Raw genomic sequence first — 17,536 nt, 5'->3', positions numbered from 1 at the left:
ATGAAACCCAACCCGCTCAAAGGCTGGCAGGTCGACCGCGACGCCATCGGCTTCATCGGCCACGACCTGCAACGCCCCGAATGCATCATCGCCCAGCCCGACGGTAGCCTGTGGGCCGCCGACGCCCGCGGCGGGGTGATGCACATCGCCGTCAACGGCCAGCAGACCCTGCTGGCGCCCAAGCAGCCCGCGCCGCAGCAGGCCTCGTTCGAGTCGCGCTACGTGCAGTCCCAGGGCGCCTCGCTGCCCAACGGCCTGGCGCTGACCGCCCAGGGCGACTTCATCATTTGCAACTGGGGCCTGGACCGCATCGAAAAGCTCGACCGCCAGGGCAACATCAAGGTGCTGTTCGACCAGCTGGACGGCAAGCCCCTGGGCAAGACCAACTTCCCGCTGCGCGATAGCAAGGGCCGTATCTGGTTCACCGTGACCACCACGATGCAGCCCTGGACCGACTCGATCAATTCCGGCGTGCTGGACGGCTACATCGGCGTGATCGACGACAACGGCATTCGCATCGTCGCCGAGGGCTTTGGCGGCACCAACGAGATCCGCTTCGACGACAACGAAGAGTGGCTGTACGTGGTGGAAAGCAACGTGCGCCGCATCTCGCGGCTGCGCCTGAACGCCGACGGTTCGCTCAGCGACCGCGAAGTGTTCGGCCCGGCCGAGCTGGAAGGCTTCCCCGACGGCTTTGCCTTCGACAGCTACGGCAACCTGTGGGTGACCCTGGTGATGACCGACAAGCTCATTGCCCTGACCCCGGACGGCGAGGTGCTGACCCTGCTGGACGACAGCAACCCGGCCGCCACTGCCGAGCTCAACCGCCACTACCACGCCAAGACCCTGACCCCGCAGATCATGCAGGCGGCCCACGGCACCCTGGCGCCGTGGCTGGCCAGCCTGACCTTCGGCGGGCCGGATCTGAAGACCGTGTACCTGGGCAGCCTGCAGGGCACGCGCATCCCGTTTTTCCAGGCCCCGGTGGCCGGCCAGGCGTTGATCCACTGGCGCTGAATAACTCTCTACAAGAACAAGGAACCGACCATGATTCGTTATCTCAAGCAAGGCAAGCCGGCCCAGCAGAAGGCCGAACTCAACGCCCAGGTGCGCGACACCGTGGAGCAGATCATCCAGGCCATCGAACAGCGCGGCGAAGCGGCGGTGCGTGAGTACTCGGAAAAATTCGACCGCTGGAACCCCACCAGCCTGCGTTTGAGCGCCGAGGAAATTCAGGGCTGCATCGACAGCCTGTCGCCCCAGGCCATCGAAGACATCAAGTTCGCCCAGGCGCAGATCCGCCGCTTCGCGCAGATCCAGCTGCTGTCGATGCGCGACGTGGAAGTGGAGACCCTGCCCGGCGTGGTGCTGGGGCACAAGAACATCCCGGTGAACTCGGTGGGTTGCTACATTCCCGGCGGCAAGTACCCGCTGCTGGCCTCGGCGCACATGAGCGTGCTGACCGCCAAGGTGGCCGGGGTGAAGCGTGTGATTGCCTGCGCGCCGCCGTTCGATGGCAAGCCGTCGCCGGAGATCATCGCCGCCATGGCCCTGGCCGGCGCCGATGAGATCTACGTGATGGGCGGTGTGCAGGGCGTGGCCGCCATGGCCCTGGGTACGGAAAACATCGCCCCGGTGGACATGATCGTCGGCCCCGGCAACGCCTACGTGGCCGAAGCCAAGCGCCAGCTGTACGGCCGCGTGGGCATCGACCTGTTCGCCGGCCCCACCGAAACCATGGTGATCTGCGACGACACGGTGGACGCCGAACTGGTGGCCGTCGACCTGCTGGGCCAGGCCGAGCACGGGCCTACGTCGCCGGCGTTCTGCGTCACCACCAGCACGCGCATCGCCGAGGAACTGCCGGCCGCCATCGAGAAAGTGCTGGCGCGCCTGGACACTGCGCCAATTGCCAGCGTGGCCTGGCGCGACTATGGCGAGATCATCCTCTGTGACACCGACGAGGAAATGCTCGCCGAATCCGAGCGCATCTGCTCCGAGCACGTGCAGGTGATGACCCGCGACCCGGACTGGTTCCTGGCGCGCATGACCAACTACGGCGGGTTGTTCCTGGGCCACCGCACCAACGTCTCCTACGGCGACAAGGTGATCGGCACCAACCACACCCTGCCGACCATGGGCGCCGGGCGCTACACCGGCGGGCTGTGGGTGGGCAAGTTCATCAAGACCCACACCTACCAGCGCGTGCTCACCGATGAGGCCAGCGTGGCCATCGGCGAGGTGTGCTCGCGGCTGTGCGCCCTGGAGCATTTCTCCGGGCACAAGGAACAGGCCGACATTCGTGTGCGCCGCCTGAAGCAGGCCCTGTGATGCAGGCCCTGGAAGGCAAGGTGGCGGTGGTCACCGGCGCCACCGGCGGGCTCGGCGGGGCGATCTGCGCCGCCCTGGCCCAGGCCGGCGCGCGGGTGGTGGCCGGCTACAACCGCAGCGCCGAGGCGGCCCAGGCGCTGGTCGCCGCGCTGCCCGGCGACGATCACCTGGCGGTGGCCGCGCCGGTCACCGACAGCGCTGCGTTACACGCCCTGGCAGCCACGGTGCAGGCGCACTACGGCCGCTGCGACCTGCTGGTCAACTGCGCCGGCACCACGCGCTTCGTTGCCCATGCCGACCTCGACGGCCTGGACGACGGGCTGATCGACAGCATCCTGGCCACCAACGTGCGCGGCCCCATTGCCTGCGTACGCGCCCTGGCGCCGCTGCTCAGGGCCAGCGGTGACGGCCTGGTGGTGAACATCAGCTCCATCGCCGCGCGCACGGCCATGGGCAGCAACATCGCCTACTGTGCGTCGAAGGCGGCGGTCGACAACCTTACCCAGTCCCTGGCCCGCGCCCTGGCGCCCCAGGTGCGGGTGGTGTCGGTGGCGCCGGGCCTGGCCGACACCGAGTTCGTCCAGGGCCTGGCCCTGGACTGGCGCGACGAGCAGGCTGCGCGCACGCCCCTGGGGCGCCTGGCGCTGCCGGCGGAAGTGGCGCGCGCGGTGCTGGCCCTGGCCACGCAACTGACCTTTACCACTGGCGCCGTCATCCCTGTGGATGGCGGCCGGCCGCTGAGCTGAGGAGGGCGCCCATGTTTGCGATCAAACCGCACCACGGCGGCATCAGCGTGCCCAGCCTGGACGAGTCGATTGACTGGTACCGGCACATGCTCGGCTTCGAGCTGGAAAGCCGCGCCTTCATCGAGCAGATTCCGGCGCACATCGCGTTCATTCGCAGCGGCGACTACCGCCTGGAGCTGTTCCAGCTGGCGCAGGCCAAGCCCTTGCCGGCCGAACGCCGCGAGCCACACCTGGACCTGCAGACCCACGGCCACAAGCACCTGTGCTTCGCCGTGCAGGACGCCCCGGCCGCCTTCGCCGCGCTGCGCGCCAAGGGCGCCGACATCGTCTTCGAGAACGTCATCGACGGCACGCCCATGGGCTTCCTGCGTGACAACAGCGGCAACCTGCTGGAACTCATCCAATACCCGGCCCTGTGGGCCGACCAAGGAGCACCCCTATGAAACTGGCCACCCTCAAGGACGGCAGCCGCGACGGCCGCCTGGTCGTGGTATCCCGTGACCTGCGCCGCGCCGTGCTGGCGTCGGGCATTGCCGCCACGCTGCAGGCCGCCATCGAAGACTGGGCGCGCTGCGAGCCGCTGTTGCAGCAGCTGTCTGCCGCGCTGAACGGCGGCCGCGCCACCCAGGCATTCGATTTCGAGCCGCGCGAGGCCATGGCGCCGCTGCCACGCGCTTACCAATGGGCCGACGCCTCGTCGTTCCTCAACCACGGCATGCTGATGGAGCGGGCGTACAATCTGGACATCAAGAAAGACCCCGGCGTGCCTATTATCTACCAGGGCGCCGGCGATGATTTCCTCGGCGCCTGCGACGACTACCCGGTACCCGGTGAAGAGCATCAGATCGATTTCGAAGGGGAGGTCGCCGTGGTCCTGGATGACGTGCCCATGGGCATCCAGCCTGCCCAGGCGGCAGGCCATATCAAGCTGTTGATGTTGCTCAACGACGTGAGCCTGCGCGCGCACCTGTTCAAGGAAGTGAGCATCGGCTTTGGCCCGCTGCGGGCCAAGCCCAGCACGGTGTTTGCGCCGGTGGCGGTCACCCCCGATGAACTCGGCCCGGCGTGGAGTGAAGGGCGGGTGAAGCTGCCCATGCACGTGCAGTGCAACGGCGCGCGCTTTGGCGAGCCCAACGGCGCCGAGATGGACTTCAGCTTCCCCGAGCTGGTGATGCACCTGGCCCGCACCCGCAAGCTGGGCGCCGGCACGGTGCTGGGCTCGGGCACCTTCTCCAACCGCGACTACAACGTCACCGGCTCCGCGTGCCTGGCCGAGCGCCGGGCGGTTGAGACCATCGAACAAGGCGAGGCGAAGACGCCGTTCCTGAAGTTCGGCGACCGCCTGCGCTTCGAGATCTTCGGCCTGGACGGCGCCAGCGTGTTCGGCGCCATCGACCACCGCTTCGTACCGGCGCAGGTGTAACCATGCACATACTCATCACCGGCGCCAACGGCTTCGTCGGCGCTACCCTGGTACAACGGCTGCTGGCCGACCCGGCGGCGTTGCCGGGCTGGAGCCAACTGACGCTGCTGGACCTGACGTTCGATACGCCGATTCACGACCCACGGGTGCGTTCGCTGGCCGGCAGCATTGACGACAGCCGCCTGTTGGCCCACGCCCTGGAAACCCCGGTGGACGTGGCCTTCCACCTGGCCAGCGTGCCCGGTGGCCTGGCCGAGCGCGATTACGCCCTGGGCCGCCGCGTGAACCTGGATGCCACCCTGGCCTTGCTGGAAGGGTTGAAGGCCCAAGCCACGCCGGCGCGGGTGGTGTTCGCCAGCACCATCGCCGTCTACGGCTCGCCGTTGCTTGAGACGGTGGACGACCACACGCCGCTGCGCCCGCAGCTGAGCTATGCCACGCAAAAATTGATGGGCGAACTGCTGATCGACGATTTCAGCCGCCGTGGCTGGATCGACGGTATCAGCCTGCGCCTGCCCGGCATCGTCGCCCGGCCGCCAGCGCCCTCGGGCCTGTTGTCGGCGTTCATGAGCGAGGTGTTCTGGAAGCTCAAGGCTGGCCAGCCGTTCGTGTGCCCGGTGTCGCCGGGTGCGCAGGCCTGGTGGATGTCGGCGGCGCGCTGTGTGGACAACCTGCTGCATGCGGCCCGCGTGCCGGCGGCTGCGTTGCAGGCGCGGCGGGTGTTTGCCTTGCCGGTGCTGCATTTGAGCCTGTTGCAGTTGATTCATGGGCTGTGCCAGCGTTTCGGCGAGGACCGCCGGGCGTTGGTGAGCTACGAACCCAATGAAGCCCTGGAAGCGAATTTCGGCCGCTACCCGCCGTTGCAGGCCGAGGCGGCCGAGGCGTTGGGCTTGCGCCATGACGGCACCTTGGAGGAATTGATCGAACGAACACTGACCACTGCGTAGCCGCTGCCGAAGGCTGCGCTGGCCCTGTGTTTCACTGAAGATCTTCAGGGTTCACACCGGCCAGCGCAGCCTGGCGGCAGCGGCTACGCAGGGTGCAAAATCCAGATACACGCGTGCTTTTCAATAATAACAATCCGGAGAGGCCATGAACGCTCCCAGCCGTGTCACCCAGTCCAAGGCGACGTTCGCCACGTACCTGCTGTTGCTGATCAACTGCCTGTCGCCCATGGCAGCCATCGTCGTGGCACCCAGCCTGCCGCAGATGCAGGCCCACTTCGCCGCGGTGCCCAACGTCGAATTCCTCATCCCGGTGGCGCTGACCATTCCGGGGCTGCTGGTGGCGCTGCTCAGCCCGGTGGTCGGCATCCTCGCCGACCGCTACGGGCGCAAGCGCCTGCTGGTGGCGTCCATTGTCGGCTATGGCATCTTCGGCCTGCTGCCGATGTTCCTCGACTCGCTGTACGCCATCATCGTCAGCCGCGTAGCCCTGGGCTGCGTCGAATCGGTGGTGGTGACGGTCAGCACCATGCTCATCGGCGACTACTACAGCGGCGCGCAGCGGCAGAAGTACCTGGCCCTGCAGACCACCTTCGCCTCGTCCTCGGCCATCCTGTTCTTCATGGTCGGCGGCGCCCTGGGCGAGATCGGCTGGCGCGCGCCCTACGTGGTGTACGCCGTGCCGCTGCTGCTGGCGCTGGTGAGCAAGGCGCTGCTGTGGGAACCCAAGGCCGCCGCCATGGCCGACGCCGAGGAGCGCGGGCCGCTGGTGCGCTTTCGGCCGCTGGTGCTGCTGGGCATCTGCGTGGTCACTTTCATTGGCGCGGTGATGTTCATGATTCTGCAGATCCAGATGGCCTACCTGCTGGGCGACATCGGCGAGCACTCGCCGCAGACTGCGGGCCTGGTGGCCTCGGCCTGCAGCGTGATGATCGTGCTGGGCACCCTCAGCGTGCACATGCTTGCCCGGCTGGGGCTGCGCACCCCGCACTGCCTGGCCCTGGCGTTCGGCCTGATTGCCGCCAGCTTCATCGCCATCCCGGCCATGCACACCTGGCAAGGCATCATGGCCGTGGCCCTGGTCAACGGCCTGGGCTGTGGCCTGATGCTGCCCACCCTGGCCATCTGGAACATGCGCGAACTGCCCTGGCAGCGCCGCGGCCTGGGCACCGGCATGTGGTACGGCAGCTACTGCCTGGGCATGTTCTTCAGCCCCTTGCTGGTGGTGGCAGTCAGCAAGGCCAGCGGCAGCCTGGCCACCACCGTCAGCTGGGCCGGCGGCCTGTGCGTGCTGGTGGTGCTGGCGGCGCTGGGCGCCAGCCTGGTGAAGCGCCGGGCCCAACGCGACCTGCAACTGGCCGCGGTCAACCTCGAAGACGCCTGACCCGCTGAACCTTTGATACACCCCTGGCGCGCGTGCGCGCCGGGGCGGACAGCCTCATCCTGAAAACAACAAAAAGAGACCGAACATGAGCAATCGAGCGGCGTTTGGCTGTGCCCTGATAGTTACCCTGGCAGGCCCGGCAATGGCCGATGAGCCTGCACCTGTACAAGGCCCGGTGGCCGATACCATGGCCACTGAATACCCCAACCAGAAGATCGGCCCGCGGGTGCTCAACGTCGAGAACAACGTGCCGGCGTCCAGCGGCAAGCTGCTGGAAGAGCAGGGCAAGTGGCTGAGCGACCACGGCATCAGCCCGCACCTGTCGATGACCGAAATCTACCTGCGCAACCCCAGCGCGGGGTTGAGCACCGGCAATCACGAGGCGCTGACCATCTTCGCCATCGGCGGCGACTTCAACCTCGACAAGCTGGTGGGTATTCCTGGCGGCACGCTTCACTTCGAGCAGCTGTACGTGCCCTGGACCAGCAACCTGGCCTACGGCACCCAGGTCGGCGACGTCATCGCCGGCAAGCCGGGGCCGTACATTCCACGGGTCAGCCACCTGAGCCTGTTCACCTACGAGCAGAAACTGCTGGGTGACAAGCTGGCCATCGAGGTGGGCAAGAGCAACGCCGGCAACTACTTCGCGCTGCCGCTGTGCAACGTGCCGCTGGGCTGCGTCAACGCTATTTTGCAGGACACCGCCGGTATCAACCCGCCGCCCTACGCCAACTGGGGCGCGCGCATCGGCTACGACCTGACCCCGGCCCTGCGCGCCCAGGTGGGCGCCTGGCGCAGCAACAACGCCTACCCGTTCACCAACGGCTGGGAGCGCAGCAGCGGCGACAGCGGCGGCACCCTGAGCACGGTGTACCTGGCCAACCTGGCCTACCGCACCGACTACCACATGGAAGCCTACCCGCAGACTTACGAAATTCTCGGTTTTCACAACAACGGTGAGCAGACCGACCCGTACTACACCGTCAACGGCACCTCGAAAGTGCAGGACAGCACCGCGGCGGCGCGCACCAGCAAGGGCGTCAGCGGCTTCTACCTGGGCGCGAAAAAGACCTTCTGGCGCCAGGACGGCGGGAAGGGCAACGACCTCAACCCCACCGCGCTGACCGCCTTCGCCAGCCTGACCCACACCGTCGACCAGGACACCGCCAACGGCGTCGGCACCCAGGGCAACGCCGGGCTGATCCTGTCGGCGCCGTTCCGCAGCCGGCCGTTCGACAGCTACTCGGTGAACGTCAACTGGGCGCAATTGACCACCCGCGAACAGCGCTTCCTCGAGGAAGCCCATGAAGCCTCCGGCGCCGGCAGCTACAGCCCTGGCCGCAATGAATACGGGGTGTCGCTGGACGCCAACTTCGTGCTCACCGACAGCATCGTGGTCAGCCCGTTCGTGCTGCGCACCTGGGGCGCCAGCACCTGGCTCAACCCCTACAGCACCGTCAGCCCGCGTGACGGCTACGCCGCCGGGCTGCTGTTCCACATCCAATTCGACGAACTGCTGGGCCTCAACGCCCGTCACTGACCAGGAGCTTTGCCATGACTGAACACCTGCAACCCCGCGTGGCGCTGATCACCGGCGCCGCTGGCGGCCTGGGCCACGCCTTTGCCCTGCGCCTGGCTGCCGCCGGCCTGCACATTGCCGTGGTCGATTGCGTCGACACCGGCCCCACGGTGCGCGCCATCCAGGCCCAGGGCGGCACCGCCCAGGGCTTTCACTGCGACCTGCGCCAACCCGAGCAGATCGCCTACCTGGGCCGCCAGGTGCTGGAGCACTTCGGCCGCTGCGACGTGCTGGTCAACAACGCCGCCTGGATCCCGCTCAAGTCGCTGGACGAGACCAGCCTGCTGGACTGGAGCGACTGCCAGGCGGTGACCCTGGACGCGCCGTTCCTGCTCAGCCAACTGTTCGCCCCGGGCATGCGCGAGCGCGGCTGGGGGCGCATCGTCAACCTGGCGTCGAGCAACACCGGCCGGCCGCAGAAGGGCTTCCTGGCCTACATCGCGGCGAAGATGGGCGTCATCGGCCTGACCCGCGCGCTGGCGGTGGAACTGGGCGAGCACGGCGTCACCGTCAACGCCATCTCCCCGGGCCTGATCCGCCACCCCGGCAGCGCCGCGGCGTTGCCGGCGCAGCTGTTCGACCAGGTACGCGACAGCCAGATGATCAAGCGCAACGGCGTGCCGGAAGACTTGTGCGGGGTGCTGGCATTCATCGCCTCGGATGAGTCCAGCTACATGACCGGCCAGGTCTTCAACCTCGACGGCGGCTTCCTGCTGTAGTTATCACTTTACTGGAAGGTCACTACGTCCCCTGTGGGAGCGGGCTCTGCCCGCGAAAAGTGCGACGCATTCTTCCTGTCAATTCGCGGCGCGGCTTTCGCGGGCAGAGCCCGCTCCCACAATGGTTATGAAGTCAATTTGTGGTGTGGTTGGGAGTGGTTGCAGGCATCCACGCCATGGATGCATCCCATGCCCACAAACGATTGGTTTCCGCGCGCCGGGCTTCGTACGCTGGCCGGGCAAACGCGTTCTACAAGGACAATAACAATGCACCGCAACTCACGATTCCAGGAGGCCTGACATGGCGATCATCGGCATCGACACCCTGTTGTACGGCGTCGAGGACCTGGCCCGGGCCTCGCAGTTTTTCGACGATTTTGGCCTTGTGCGCCTGAGCGCCACCCACGACGAAACCGTCTACCGGCTTGACGAGGGCTCGACCATCATCGTCCGCGCCCTGGAGCACCCGTCCATCCCGGCTTCGCGCTACGAGGGCTTCGGCGTCAAGGAAACCATCTGGGGCGTGGACAACGCCGAGAGCCTGCGCCGCCTGGTGGACGACCTGGCCCGCGACCGCGAAGTGCGCCTGGGCGACGACGGCGCCTGGCACTTTCTCAGCGACTGCGGCCAGGCCCTGGGCCTGCGGGTGTTCACGCGCAAGAAGGTGACGTATGCGCCGGACCCGATCAACGCCGCCGGCAACGTCAACCGCCTCAACCAGCACCGCAAGTGGCGCACCCGCGCGCGGCCCAAGACCATCAACCACGTGGTGTTCGCCGTGGACGACTACTGGGCCAGCTTCGCCTTCTTCCGCGACCGCCTGAATTTCCGCCTGTCCGACCACCAGAAGGGCGTAGGCACCTACCTGCGCGCCGACGGCGCCAACGAGCACCACAACACCTTCCTGCTCAACAACAAGGCGCCGGGCGCTGGCGGCGTGCCGCGCTTCCACCACACCTGCTTTGGCGTGGAAGACTTCGACGAGGTGATGGTGGGCTCCAACTACATGACCCGCCGCGGCTGGCAGCACGGCTTCCTCGGCACTGGCCGGCACCGCATTGCCTCGGCGATTTTCTGCTACTTCAACTCGCCCACCGGCGGCGAGGCCGAGTACGGCGCCGACACCGACTACCTGGACGACAACTGGGTGCCGCGCGAGTGGGAATTCCGCTTCGGCACGGCGCAATGGATGGGCAACCCGCCAGCGTTCATGCAGGACGACATCCCCTGGGACGTGACCTTCTACCAGGGCAGCGAACCGGCCATGCGCCGCTGATCACAACAAGGAAAACCACGATGTTCCAGTATTTCGAGACCAATTACGTGTGGAGCCTGGCGGTGGCGGCGGCCATCGAGATGGGCGGCAAGATCGGCGAGATCGAGGCCATGTGCCGGCCACTGGTGGAGGTGGCGCGCCAGGGCGACGACGCCGGCACCCAAGCGTTCCTCAAGGCCTGGGAGGCGGGTGGCGACAACCTGGTGGCCCTGGCCCAGGAGGACAAGGCGTGCGGCCGGCTGTTCAGCGCCGGCGACAAACTCAACCGCGCCGCCGTGTACTTCATCACTGCCGAGCGCATGCAGGCCCACGGCTACGCGCCGCGCAAGGCGCTGTACGCCAAGTTCCTGCAGACCTTCGCCGAGGGCGCGCGGCTGGCCGGCGAGCCGTTGCAACGGGTGGAAATTCCTTACCACGGCGCGCACCTGGCCGGTCTCTATACCCCGGCTGAAGGCGTGCAGGGCCCGGCGCCGTGCCTGGTGATCATCAACGGCCTGGACAGCACCAAGGAGATGGTTTACCGCGCCGGGTTGTTCCCGCAACTGCTGGCCAAGCGCGGCATCGCCAGCGTGTTTCTCGACCAGCCCGGTACCGGCGAGGCGCTGCGCCTGCACGGCATGAACGCCGTGGCCAACACCGAGGTGTGGGCCAGCAAGGTGGTGGACTACCTGCAAGGGCGCGCTGACATCGACCCGCAGCGCATCGGCCTGCTGGGCGTGTCCCTGGGTGGCTACTACTGCCCGCGCGCGGTGGCCTTCGAACCGCGTTTTGCCTTGGGCGTGGTGTGGGGCGCCAACCACAATTGGGGCGAGATGCAGCAGCGCCGCCTGGCCCGCGAAGGCGAGCGGCCGGTGCCGCATTATTGGGAGCACGTGCGCTGGGTGTGGGGCGCGGCGGACATGGACGAATTCATGGCCATCGCCGAGCAGGTGCACCTCAATGGCGTGATGGAACGCATCAAGGTGCCGTTCCTGGTGACCCACGGCGAGGCCGACCGGCAGATCCCGCTGGAGTATGCGCACCAGTCGTTTGACCAGCTGACGGCCAGCCCGGACCGCGAGCTGAAGATTTTCACCCCGCGCGAGGGCGGCATCCACCACAGCAGCCTGGACAACACCGCCAATGCGGGGGCGTGGATTGCCGATTGGGTGGCGCAGCGGTTGGGTGGGCGCCTGTCCTGACCCCACCGCCAGCGTAGCCGCTGCCAAAGGCTGCGCTGGCCCTATGCCTCGCTGGAGATCCCGGGGGTTCACACCGGCCAGCGCAGCCTGGCGGCAGCGGCTACGGCGCGGAAGGCACACCATGCTGCCACTGCGCCCAGTGCCCGGTAATGTCCTGCACCAGCGCATTGCCCGCCCGGTACAGGTTGTCCAGCGCCGGCACGAAGCCGCCCTGGTCGGCGTACTTGAGCAGGTTGTCCACCTCGCTGTAGCCTGGGTACGGCCGGTCGAAGTCGGAACCGGCGCGCAGCACCGCCAGCCGCTGGATGTCCACGCGGCCCAGGCGGCTGGCGCGCAGCAGCGCTTCGTAGGTGGAGTTGTCTTCCTGCTGGGTGGTGCAGTAGGTGCCCTTGTTGTCGGTCAGCAACTTGGTCCACGCCTCGGCGCGCTCGCTCAGGCGCGTGCCCGAGTACCAGGTGTTGCCCGCCAGGGTATCGCAACGGGTGACCACCGGCGGCTGGTTGGCCGGGGCGTAGGGATAGTGCTGGCGCCAGGCCGCCGATTCCTTGCTTTCCCCCAGCACCACCTTCTGCGACAGGGCAAAGGCCTTGGCCTGCAACGCCGGGTTCAGTTCGAACACTTCGGTCTTGTAGTCCAGCGGCGGTTTTTCGTTCGGGCCCTTGGTGTTGATGCCCAGGTAGCCGGTGGGCCAGTCCTTGGGCACGTCGCGCGAATCCAGCTCCCACTGGGTGCCGAACTCCACCAGGTAATGGGCCCAGGCGGCGGTGCCCAGGGTGCCTTCGCGGGGGTTGATACCGGCGATGCCGGCCACCAGGAAATAGGTCTGGCGCAAATCGAACTGGCTGGACAGCGTCAGTGCCAGGGTGGACGCGGCAGCGTTGGTCTGGCCCATGCCGGTGGTCATCAGGCACACCTGCTGGCGGTTGCAGAGCACGTCGGGGTATTCAGCAGCAAGGCCGGGCACCGGCACTTTCTCGGTGAGGTGCAGGCGCTCGATCCAGTTCTGCGCCTCGGGGCCGAACATGGTGATCAGCATCACCTTGGGTTGCAGCGGCGCCGCCACGGCGCCCAGGCTCAGGGTGGCCCCCAGGGCCAGGGTGGCCAAGGGGAAGAGGGTATGACGCATGTGAAGTCCTTTTTCAGGTGAAATCAGGCTGGGGGGTGGTGCGGGTGCACCTCATGGTAGGCGCGGTCGAAATATACCAGTGCGTCGGCGTCGGTTTCGCGACGCAGGGCCATCACTTCGCAGAACAGAATGTCGTGGGTGCCCACGCTCAGCGTCTGGCTGATGCGGCAGTCGAAACTGGCCGCCGCGCCATCCAGCACCGGCGCGCCGCTGACCCAGGTGCTCCAGGCGCCGGCGGCGAAGCGTTCACTCATGGCGGTCTTGCCGCCGAACAGGTTCGACAGCTCGCGCTGGTCGCTGCCCAGGGTGTTCACGCACAGCACGCCGTTGGCGCTGAACACCGGGTGCACCGAGGCGCTGCGGTTCAGGCACACCAGCAGGGTGGGCGGGTTGTCGGTGACGCTGCACACCGCGGTGGCGGTAAAGCCGGCGCGGCCCTGGGGGCCATCGCTGGTGATGACGTTGACCGCGGCGGCGAGGCCGGCCATGGCGTGGCGGAAGTCCTGGGCAGCCACGTGGGGGGCGACGATTTCGGACATGAGCATGATGGGCACTCCAGTCAGGCTTGTTCAGCCAGGTAGTCGAGCAAAACGCGGTTGAACGTGGCGCTGTCGCTGACGCTGGAGGCGTGGCCGCCATAGTCGAGCAGGTAGAGCTGGCCGTTGGGCAAACCTTCGGCCAAATGCTGCGAGCGTTGCCAGGGCACCAGCATGTCGTCGCGGTTGGCGATCAGCAGGGTGGGCACGCTGATGTCGCCCAGGTGCGCCTCGACGTTGAACGCCTGCAACGCGGCGATGCGCTTGAGCAGGTTGGCGGGGTCGGGGAAGTGCGCCAGCGCGTGGGCGTCGTCCTCGGCCAGCTGCGCGCTGTTGGCGGCGATCCAGTCGGCGGGGTACAGGAACAACGCCTGGGCCTGCACGTAGGCGGCCGGGCCGCTGTGGTTCAGCAGGTTCTTGCGCACCGCAAAGCAGCGCGCGCTGTGGGGGTTGGGGCTGCTCCAGGCGTTGATCAGCACCTGGCTTTGCAACAGCCCAGGGCGTTGCAGCGCCAGTTCCAGGCCCACCAGCCCGCCCAAGGCGTGGCCGATGAAGTGGCAGCGCTGCACGTCCAGCTCGTCCAGCAGCGCCAGCAACTCGGCAGCCATGGTGGCGATGCTGTAGCCCTCGGGCAGCGTGGCCGGGCTGCGGCCGCTGCCGGCGTGGTCGTACACCAGCACCCGGTAGGCCTGGGTGAGCACCGGCAGTTGCGGCGCCCAGAAGCGCGCGGAGCCGCCCAGGCCCGAGCTGAGCACCAGGGTGGGGGCGTGCGGGTCGGTGCGGCCGAGCAGTTCGTAATACATGTGCGTTCCTTAGCCGACGTGGGCGATGCTGGCGATTTCAATCAGAGCGTCGGGCTTCACCAGGCCGCACTGGATGCAGTAGCGCGCCGGTTTCTCGCCGGCGAAGTATTCGGCGTACACCGCGTTGATGGCGGCGTAGTCGGCCCAGTCGCGCAGCATGATCATGTTGAAGGTGACGTCGTCCAGCGTGCCGCCGGCGGTTTCCACCACGCCTTTGATGGTCTCCAGCACATGGCGGGTCTGGGCGGCGGCGTCGCCCACGTGCACCACGTTGTTGTCCTTGTCGAAGGGCAGGGTGCCGGACACGTAGAGGATGCCGTCGGCCAGCGAGCCGGGCACGAAGGGGGCGATGGGCACGCCGGTGCCGGCGGGGATAATGGCTTTCTTGCTCATGCTCGGGCTCCTCAAGCGGTGGCGAAGGTGCTGCAGAAGGCGTCGACGCTGGACACCCAGCCAAAGAACGTCTCGATGTTGAACAGCGCCGCCTGCTGGGCGAACGCCGGGCCGGCCTGGTGGGTGGCGTCGGCCAGCACCACGCCGAAGTATTCGAGGAAGAAGCCGTCGCGCAGGGTCGACTCGACGCAGACGTTGGTGGCAATGCCGGTGAACACCAGGTTGCGGATGCCGCGGCTGCGCATCAGGCTGTCGAAATTGGTGTTGAAGAAGCCGCTGTAGCGGGTCTTGGGCACCAGGATGTCGCCGGGCTGGGGCTTGAGTTCGTCCACCAGTTCATAGTCCCAGCCGCCCTTGGCCAGCAGCGTGCCCTGCAGTTCCGGGCGCTGGCGCATGGTTTTCAGGGCGTTGGACTTGTGCCAGTTGGGCGAACCGGGCCCGCCGGCTTCCACGTAGTCGGCGTCCCAGCCGTTCTGGAAGAACACCACCGGCATGCCGGCCGCGCGGGCGGTGGCCAGGGCCTTCTGGATGTTGGCGATCACCGGGCCAGTGCTGCTGACGTCGAAGCCGGCCAGGTCCAGGTAGCCGCCCAGGCTGGCGTAGGCGTTCTGCATGTCCACCACCACCAGGGCGGTCTCGCTGGCTTTCAGGTTCAGGGCCTCGGGGCGCGCGGGCAGGGTGCGCGCGGGCAACGGGTCCAGGGGCAGGGCGTAGCCGCTGAGCGGCGCAGGCGCGTTCATCAGGCAGTTTCCTTGAGCAGGTTGATGTGTTGGCGGCAGGTCATCAGCGGCTGGATTTTTTCGCCGAAGTCTTCCACGCCCTGCACGAAGTCATCGAAGGTCAGCATCACGCCCTGGGTGCCGGGCACGCTGGCCACCTCGTCGAGCATGCGCGCGACGCTGGCCCACGAGCCCACCAGGGTGCCCATGTTGATGTTCACCGCCGAGGTCGGGTCGGCCATCTGCCGCATGTTCGAGCCGGGGCTCTTGTCGGCCGCGCCTTTTTCCGCCAGCCAGGCGATGGCTTCCTCGTCGGCGCCGGCCTTGTACAGCTCCCAGCGCTCGCGGGCGGCTTCGTCGGTGTCGGCGGCGATGATCATGAACAGCACGCAGGAGGTCACCTCGCGACCGCTTTTTTCGTTCGCCTGAATCAGCCGTTCGGCCGTGGGCGCAAACGCGGTAGGAGTGTTGACGCCCTTGCCGAAGCAGAAGTTGTAGTCGGCGTACTGCGACGAGAAGGCCATGCCGGCGTCGCTCTGGCCGGCGCAGATCACCTTCATGGCGGCCTGGGGCTTGGGGCTGACGCGGCAGTCGTCCATCTGGAAGTACTGGCCCTTGAAGTCGCTGCTGCCGGTAGCCCACAGCTCGCGCAGCACCTGGGCGTATTCACCCAGGTAGTCGTAGCGGGTGTGGAAGAACGCGTCGCCGGGCCACAGGCCCATCTGCTCGTATTCGGGCTTCTGCCAGCCGGTGACCAGGTTGACGCCGAAACGCCCGCCGGAGATGGAGTCGATGGTGCTGGCCATGCGCGCGACGATGGCCGGCGGCAGGGTCAGGGTGGCGGCGGTGGCGAACAGCTGGATGCGGCTGGTGACCGCGGCCAGGCCGGCCATCAGGGTGAAGGATTCGAGGTTGTGCTCCCAGAACTCGGTCTTGCCGCCGAAACCGCGCAGCTTGATCATCGACAGCGCGAAGTCGAAGCCGTAGTGCTCGGCCTTCTGCACGATGGTCTTGTTCAGTTCGAAGGTGGGCTTGTACTGCGGCGCCGTGGTGGAGATGAGCCAGCCGTTGTTGCCGATCGGGATGAAGATGCCTACGTCCATGATGTGAGCCTCTTGGGGTCGAGTACCCAAGGGATTTAGCAGGAAGCAGGCCAATATTCTTTTAGCGTTATGTAACAAAGGGTTAGATTTAGTGACGGACCAAATGGTCTGGTGCAGAGCGCCTGGTTGGTGCGCCGTGCACGGCCATGGGGCGCTATTGGCCATTGCCTGGCGGCGCGGGCAGGGTAAAGTGCGGGGGTGTTTCGTTGGCCACAGGTCCCTTACGTGAAGCAGAAGTCGCCCCCCGCCAAGCCCGCCCGTACCCCCAGCGCGTCCACCTTGCAACGCCGCCACCGGCTGATGGAAGGCAAGCGTGCGGTCATCCTCGATGCCGCCTTGCAGCTGTTCTCGCGCTTCGGCGTGCACGGCACCAGCCTGGACCAGGTGGCCGGCATGGCCGACGTGTCGAAGACCAACCTGCTGTACTACTTTGCCAGCAAGGACGAGCTGTACCTGAGCGTGCTGCGTCAGTTGCTGGACGTGTGGCTGCGGCCGTTGCGCGGCTTCAGCGTGGAGCAGGACCCGCTGCAGGCGATTGGTGAGTACATCCGCATCAAGCTGGAACTGTCCCGCGACCACCCCGCCGAGTCACGGCTGTTCTGCCTGGAGATTGTCCAGGGCGCGCCGCTGCTGCTCGGCGAGCTGCAGGACCCGCTGCGCGAGTTGGTGGACAGCAAGGTGCAGGTCATCCAGGCCTGGATCGACGCCGGCCGCCTGGCGCCTATCGACCCGCACCACCTGATCTTCTCGCTGTGGGCCACCACCCAGCACTACGCCGACTTCGCCAGCCAGGTCCACGCCGTGACCGGCAAGACCCTGGCCGACCCGGTGTTCTTCGACGAGGTGCTGGTGAACGTGCGGCAACTGGTGCTGAACGGCATTCGCCCGCGGGCTTGAGGGCCAGGACGCGGCCTTGGGCGCATTCGCCCGCCGCGTAGCCGCTGCCGCCAGGCTGCGCTGGCCCTGTGCCTCGCTGGAGATTTCGGCTGTTCATACCGGCCAGCGCAGCCTGCGGCAGCGGCTACGCAATTGCGGTGGCGGGTGGTTGGGGTGCGCCTGCGGCCCGCATAGCCGCTGCGGCCAGGCTGCGCTGGCCCTGAGCCTCGCTGAAGATTTCGGGTGTTCATTCCGGCCAGCGCAGCCTGCGGCAGCGGTTTCGGTGGCGGTGGCCTGCTGCTGCTTGGAGGTGGCGGCGATCTCTGTCACCGAGGTGGTCACCTGCACCGACGAGCGCTGGGCCTGTGACACCAGGGCGGTGAGTTCGGTCATCATG

18 protein-coding genes and 1 pseudogene are annotated in these 17,536 nt (G+C 67.1%); 12 read left to right on the top strand and 7 right to left on the bottom strand.

Translation table 11 applies throughout. The features are described from left to right. The 11 genes from AC0Z2B_RS28715 to AC0Z2B_RS28665 all read left to right on the top strand — a co-directional run bounded on the left by AC0Z2B_RS28715 (window position 1) and on the right by AC0Z2B_RS28665 (window position 11,583). Complete coding sequence (locus AC0Z2B_RS28715) at window positions 1–1,017, top strand: SMP-30/gluconolactonase/LRE family protein (RefSeq protein WP_476301174.1); 1,017 nt, start codon at window positions 1–3, stop codon at window positions 1,015–1,017. A gap of 30 nt (window positions 1,018–1,047) precedes the next feature. Continuing rightward, window positions 1,048–2,331, top strand: a complete 1,284-nt coding sequence (gene hisD / locus AC0Z2B_RS28710) for a histidinol dehydrogenase (RefSeq protein WP_476301172.1) — start codon at window positions 1,048–1,050, stop codon at window positions 2,329–2,331. Continuing rightward, window positions 2,331–3,077, top strand: coding sequence for an SDR family NAD(P)-dependent oxidoreductase (locus tag AC0Z2B_RS28705; protein ID WP_476301170.1), 747 nt, complete (start codon window positions 2,331–2,333; stop codon window positions 3,075–3,077). Before hisD ends, AC0Z2B_RS28705 begins: the two co-directional genes overlap by 1 nt. An 11-nt stretch (window positions 3,078–3,088) precedes the next feature. Continuing rightward, window positions 3,089–3,520: a VOC family protein gene (locus tag AC0Z2B_RS28700; RefSeq protein ID WP_416423728.1), complete on the top strand. Its 432-nt coding sequence runs from the start codon at window positions 3,089–3,091 to the stop codon at window positions 3,518–3,520. Continuing rightward, window positions 3,517–4,500 (top strand): fumarylacetoacetate hydrolase family protein, encoded by a 984-nt coding sequence (locus tag AC0Z2B_RS28695; protein WP_158154872.1) that lies wholly within the window; start codon window positions 3,517–3,519, stop codon window positions 4,498–4,500. The genes AC0Z2B_RS28700 and AC0Z2B_RS28695 overlap by 4 nt, the downstream gene beginning before the upstream one ends. A 2-nt stretch (window positions 4,501–4,502) precedes the next feature. Further along, window positions 4,503–5,447, top strand: coding sequence for an NAD-dependent epimerase/dehydratase family protein (locus AC0Z2B_RS28690; protein WP_476301168.1), 945 nt, complete (start codon window positions 4,503–4,505; stop codon window positions 5,445–5,447). A 145-nt stretch (window positions 5,448–5,592) separates the two neighbouring features. Continuing rightward, window positions 5,593–6,828: an MFS transporter gene (locus AC0Z2B_RS28685; RefSeq protein WP_416423731.1), complete on the top strand. Its 1,236-nt coding sequence runs from the start codon at window positions 5,593–5,595 to the stop codon at window positions 6,826–6,828. Window positions 6,829–6,913: 85 nt separating this feature from the next. Next, window positions 6,914–8,368: a carbohydrate porin gene (locus tag AC0Z2B_RS28680; RefSeq protein WP_476301166.1), complete on the top strand. Its 1,455-nt coding sequence runs from the start codon at window positions 6,914–6,916 to the stop codon at window positions 8,366–8,368. Between the two features lie 14 nt (window positions 8,369–8,382). Further along, the gene (locus AC0Z2B_RS28675; RefSeq protein WP_476301164.1) at window positions 8,383–9,126 is read left to right on the top strand and encodes an SDR family NAD(P)-dependent oxidoreductase; all 744 of its coding nucleotides are present in this window, start codon (window positions 8,383–8,385) and stop codon (window positions 9,124–9,126) included. A gap of 301 nt (window positions 9,127–9,427) precedes the next feature. Beyond that, window positions 9,428–10,402, top strand: a complete 975-nt coding sequence (locus AC0Z2B_RS28670; protein ID WP_476301162.1) for a VOC family protein — start codon at window positions 9,428–9,430, stop codon at window positions 10,400–10,402. A 20-nt stretch (window positions 10,403–10,422) separates the two neighbouring features. Next, window positions 10,423–11,583, top strand: a complete 1,161-nt coding sequence (locus AC0Z2B_RS28665; protein WP_476301160.1) for an alpha/beta hydrolase family protein — start codon at window positions 10,423–10,425, stop codon at window positions 11,581–11,583. 100 nt (window positions 11,584–11,683) lie between these two features. On the opposite strand, the gene AC0Z2B_RS28660 is transcribed toward AC0Z2B_RS28665, so the two are convergent. From AC0Z2B_RS28660 to rutA, 6 genes are read right to left on the bottom strand one after another with little or no spacing between them, the layout of a single operon-like run. Further along, on the bottom strand, window positions 11,684–12,709 hold the full coding sequence (locus AC0Z2B_RS28660; protein WP_476301158.1) for a purine-nucleoside phosphorylase: 1,026 nt from the start codon (window positions 12,707–12,709) through the stop codon (window positions 11,684–11,686). Between the two features lie 23 nt (window positions 12,710–12,732). Further along, window positions 12,733–13,254: an NADH-dependent FMN reductase RutF gene (gene rutF / locus AC0Z2B_RS28655; RefSeq protein WP_476301156.1), complete on the bottom strand. Its 522-nt coding sequence runs from the start codon at window positions 13,252–13,254 to the stop codon at window positions 12,733–12,735. A 14-nt stretch (window positions 13,255–13,268) separates the two neighbouring features. Then, window positions 13,269–14,048, bottom strand: coding sequence for a pyrimidine utilization protein D (rutD, locus tag AC0Z2B_RS28650; RefSeq protein WP_476301154.1), 780 nt, complete (start codon window positions 14,046–14,048; stop codon window positions 13,269–13,271). Between the two features lie 9 nt (window positions 14,049–14,057). Then, the gene (gene rutC / locus AC0Z2B_RS28645; RefSeq protein WP_416423739.1) at window positions 14,058–14,441 is read right to left on the bottom strand and encodes a pyrimidine utilization protein C; all 384 of its coding nucleotides are present in this window, start codon (window positions 14,439–14,441) and stop codon (window positions 14,058–14,060) included. Between the two features lie 11 nt (window positions 14,442–14,452). Beyond that, complete coding sequence (gene rutB, locus AC0Z2B_RS28640; protein WP_475503422.1) at window positions 14,453–15,181, bottom strand: pyrimidine utilization protein B; 729 nt, start codon at window positions 15,179–15,181, stop codon at window positions 14,453–14,455. After that, the gene (gene rutA / locus AC0Z2B_RS28635) at window positions 15,181–16,263 is read right to left on the bottom strand and encodes a pyrimidine utilization protein A (RefSeq protein ID WP_476301152.1); all 1,083 of its coding nucleotides are present in this window, start codon (window positions 16,261–16,263) and stop codon (window positions 15,181–15,183) included. The genes rutB and rutA overlap by 1 nt, the downstream gene beginning before the upstream one ends. A gap of 225 nt (window positions 16,264–16,488) precedes the next feature. On the opposite strand from rutA, the gene rutR reads away from it, so the two are divergent. Then, complete coding sequence (gene rutR, locus AC0Z2B_RS28630) at window positions 16,489–17,160, top strand: HTH-type transcriptional regulator RutR (RefSeq protein ID WP_476301151.1); 672 nt, start codon at window positions 16,489–16,491, stop codon at window positions 17,158–17,160. A gap of 249 nt (window positions 17,161–17,409) precedes the next feature. On the opposite strand, the pseudogene AC0Z2B_RS28625 reads toward rutR, so the two are convergent. Then, window positions 17,410–17,536 (bottom strand): annotated as a pseudogene (locus tag AC0Z2B_RS28625) (hypothetical protein); the annotation flags it as partial.

It is taken from the genome of Pseudomonas sp. GYB4201, from assembly GCF_056312595.1.
Note: the sequence above shows the minus strand (reverse complement) of the source record. Positions and strands in the feature narration are given on the sequence as shown.

Bases quoted from the DNA above. Each gene is read 5' to 3' on its own strand.
- AC0Z2B_RS28660 (WP_476301158.1), bottom strand. From the start codon at position 12,709: ATGCGTCATACCCTCTTCCCCTTGGCCACCCTGGCCCTGGGGGCCACC.
- AC0Z2B_RS28695 (WP_158154872.1), top strand. From the start codon at position 3,517: ATGAAACTGGCCACCCTCAAGGACGGCAGCCGCGACGGCCGCCTGGTC.
- rutD (WP_476301154.1), bottom strand. From the start codon at position 14,048: ATGTATTACGAACTGCTCGGCCGCACCGACCCGCACGCCCCCACCCTG.
- AC0Z2B_RS28690 (WP_476301168.1), top strand. From the start codon at position 4,503: ATGCACATACTCATCACCGGCGCCAACGGCTTCGTCGGCGCTACCCTG.
- rutC (WP_416423739.1), bottom strand. From the start codon at position 14,441: ATGAGCAAGAAAGCCATTATCCCCGCCGGCACCGGCGTGCCCATCGCC.
- rutA (WP_476301152.1), bottom strand. From the start codon at position 16,263: ATGGACGTAGGCATCTTCATCCCGATCGGCAACAACGGCTGGCTCATC.
- hisD (WP_476301172.1), top strand. From the start codon at position 1,048: ATGATTCGTTATCTCAAGCAAGGCAAGCCGGCCCAGCAGAAGGCCGAA.
- AC0Z2B_RS28675 (WP_476301164.1), top strand. From the start codon at position 8,383: ATGACTGAACACCTGCAACCCCGCGTGGCGCTGATCACCGGCGCCGCT.
- AC0Z2B_RS28715 (WP_476301174.1), top strand. From the start codon at position 1: ATGAAACCCAACCCGCTCAAAGGCTGGCAGGTCGACCGCGACGCCATC.
- AC0Z2B_RS28705 (WP_476301170.1), top strand. From the start codon at position 2,331: ATGCAGGCCCTGGAAGGCAAGGTGGCGGTGGTCACCGGCGCCACCGGC.
- rutF (WP_476301156.1), bottom strand. From the start codon at position 13,254: ATGCTCATGTCCGAAATCGTCGCCCCCCACGTGGCTGCCCAGGACTTC.
- AC0Z2B_RS28680 (WP_476301166.1), top strand. From the start codon at position 6,914: ATGAGCAATCGAGCGGCGTTTGGCTGTGCCCTGATAGTTACCCTGGCA.
- AC0Z2B_RS28685 (WP_416423731.1), top strand. From the start codon at position 5,593: ATGAACGCTCCCAGCCGTGTCACCCAGTCCAAGGCGACGTTCGCCACG.
- rutB (WP_475503422.1), bottom strand. From the start codon at position 15,181: ATGAACGCGCCTGCGCCGCTCAGCGGCTACGCCCTGCCCCTGGACCCG.
- AC0Z2B_RS28665 (WP_476301160.1), top strand. From the start codon at position 10,423: ATGTTCCAGTATTTCGAGACCAATTACGTGTGGAGCCTGGCGGTGGCG.
- AC0Z2B_RS28670 (WP_476301162.1), top strand. From the start codon at position 9,428: ATGGCGATCATCGGCATCGACACCCTGTTGTACGGCGTCGAGGACCTG.
- AC0Z2B_RS28700 (WP_416423728.1), top strand. From the start codon at position 3,089: ATGTTTGCGATCAAACCGCACCACGGCGGCATCAGCGTGCCCAGCCTG.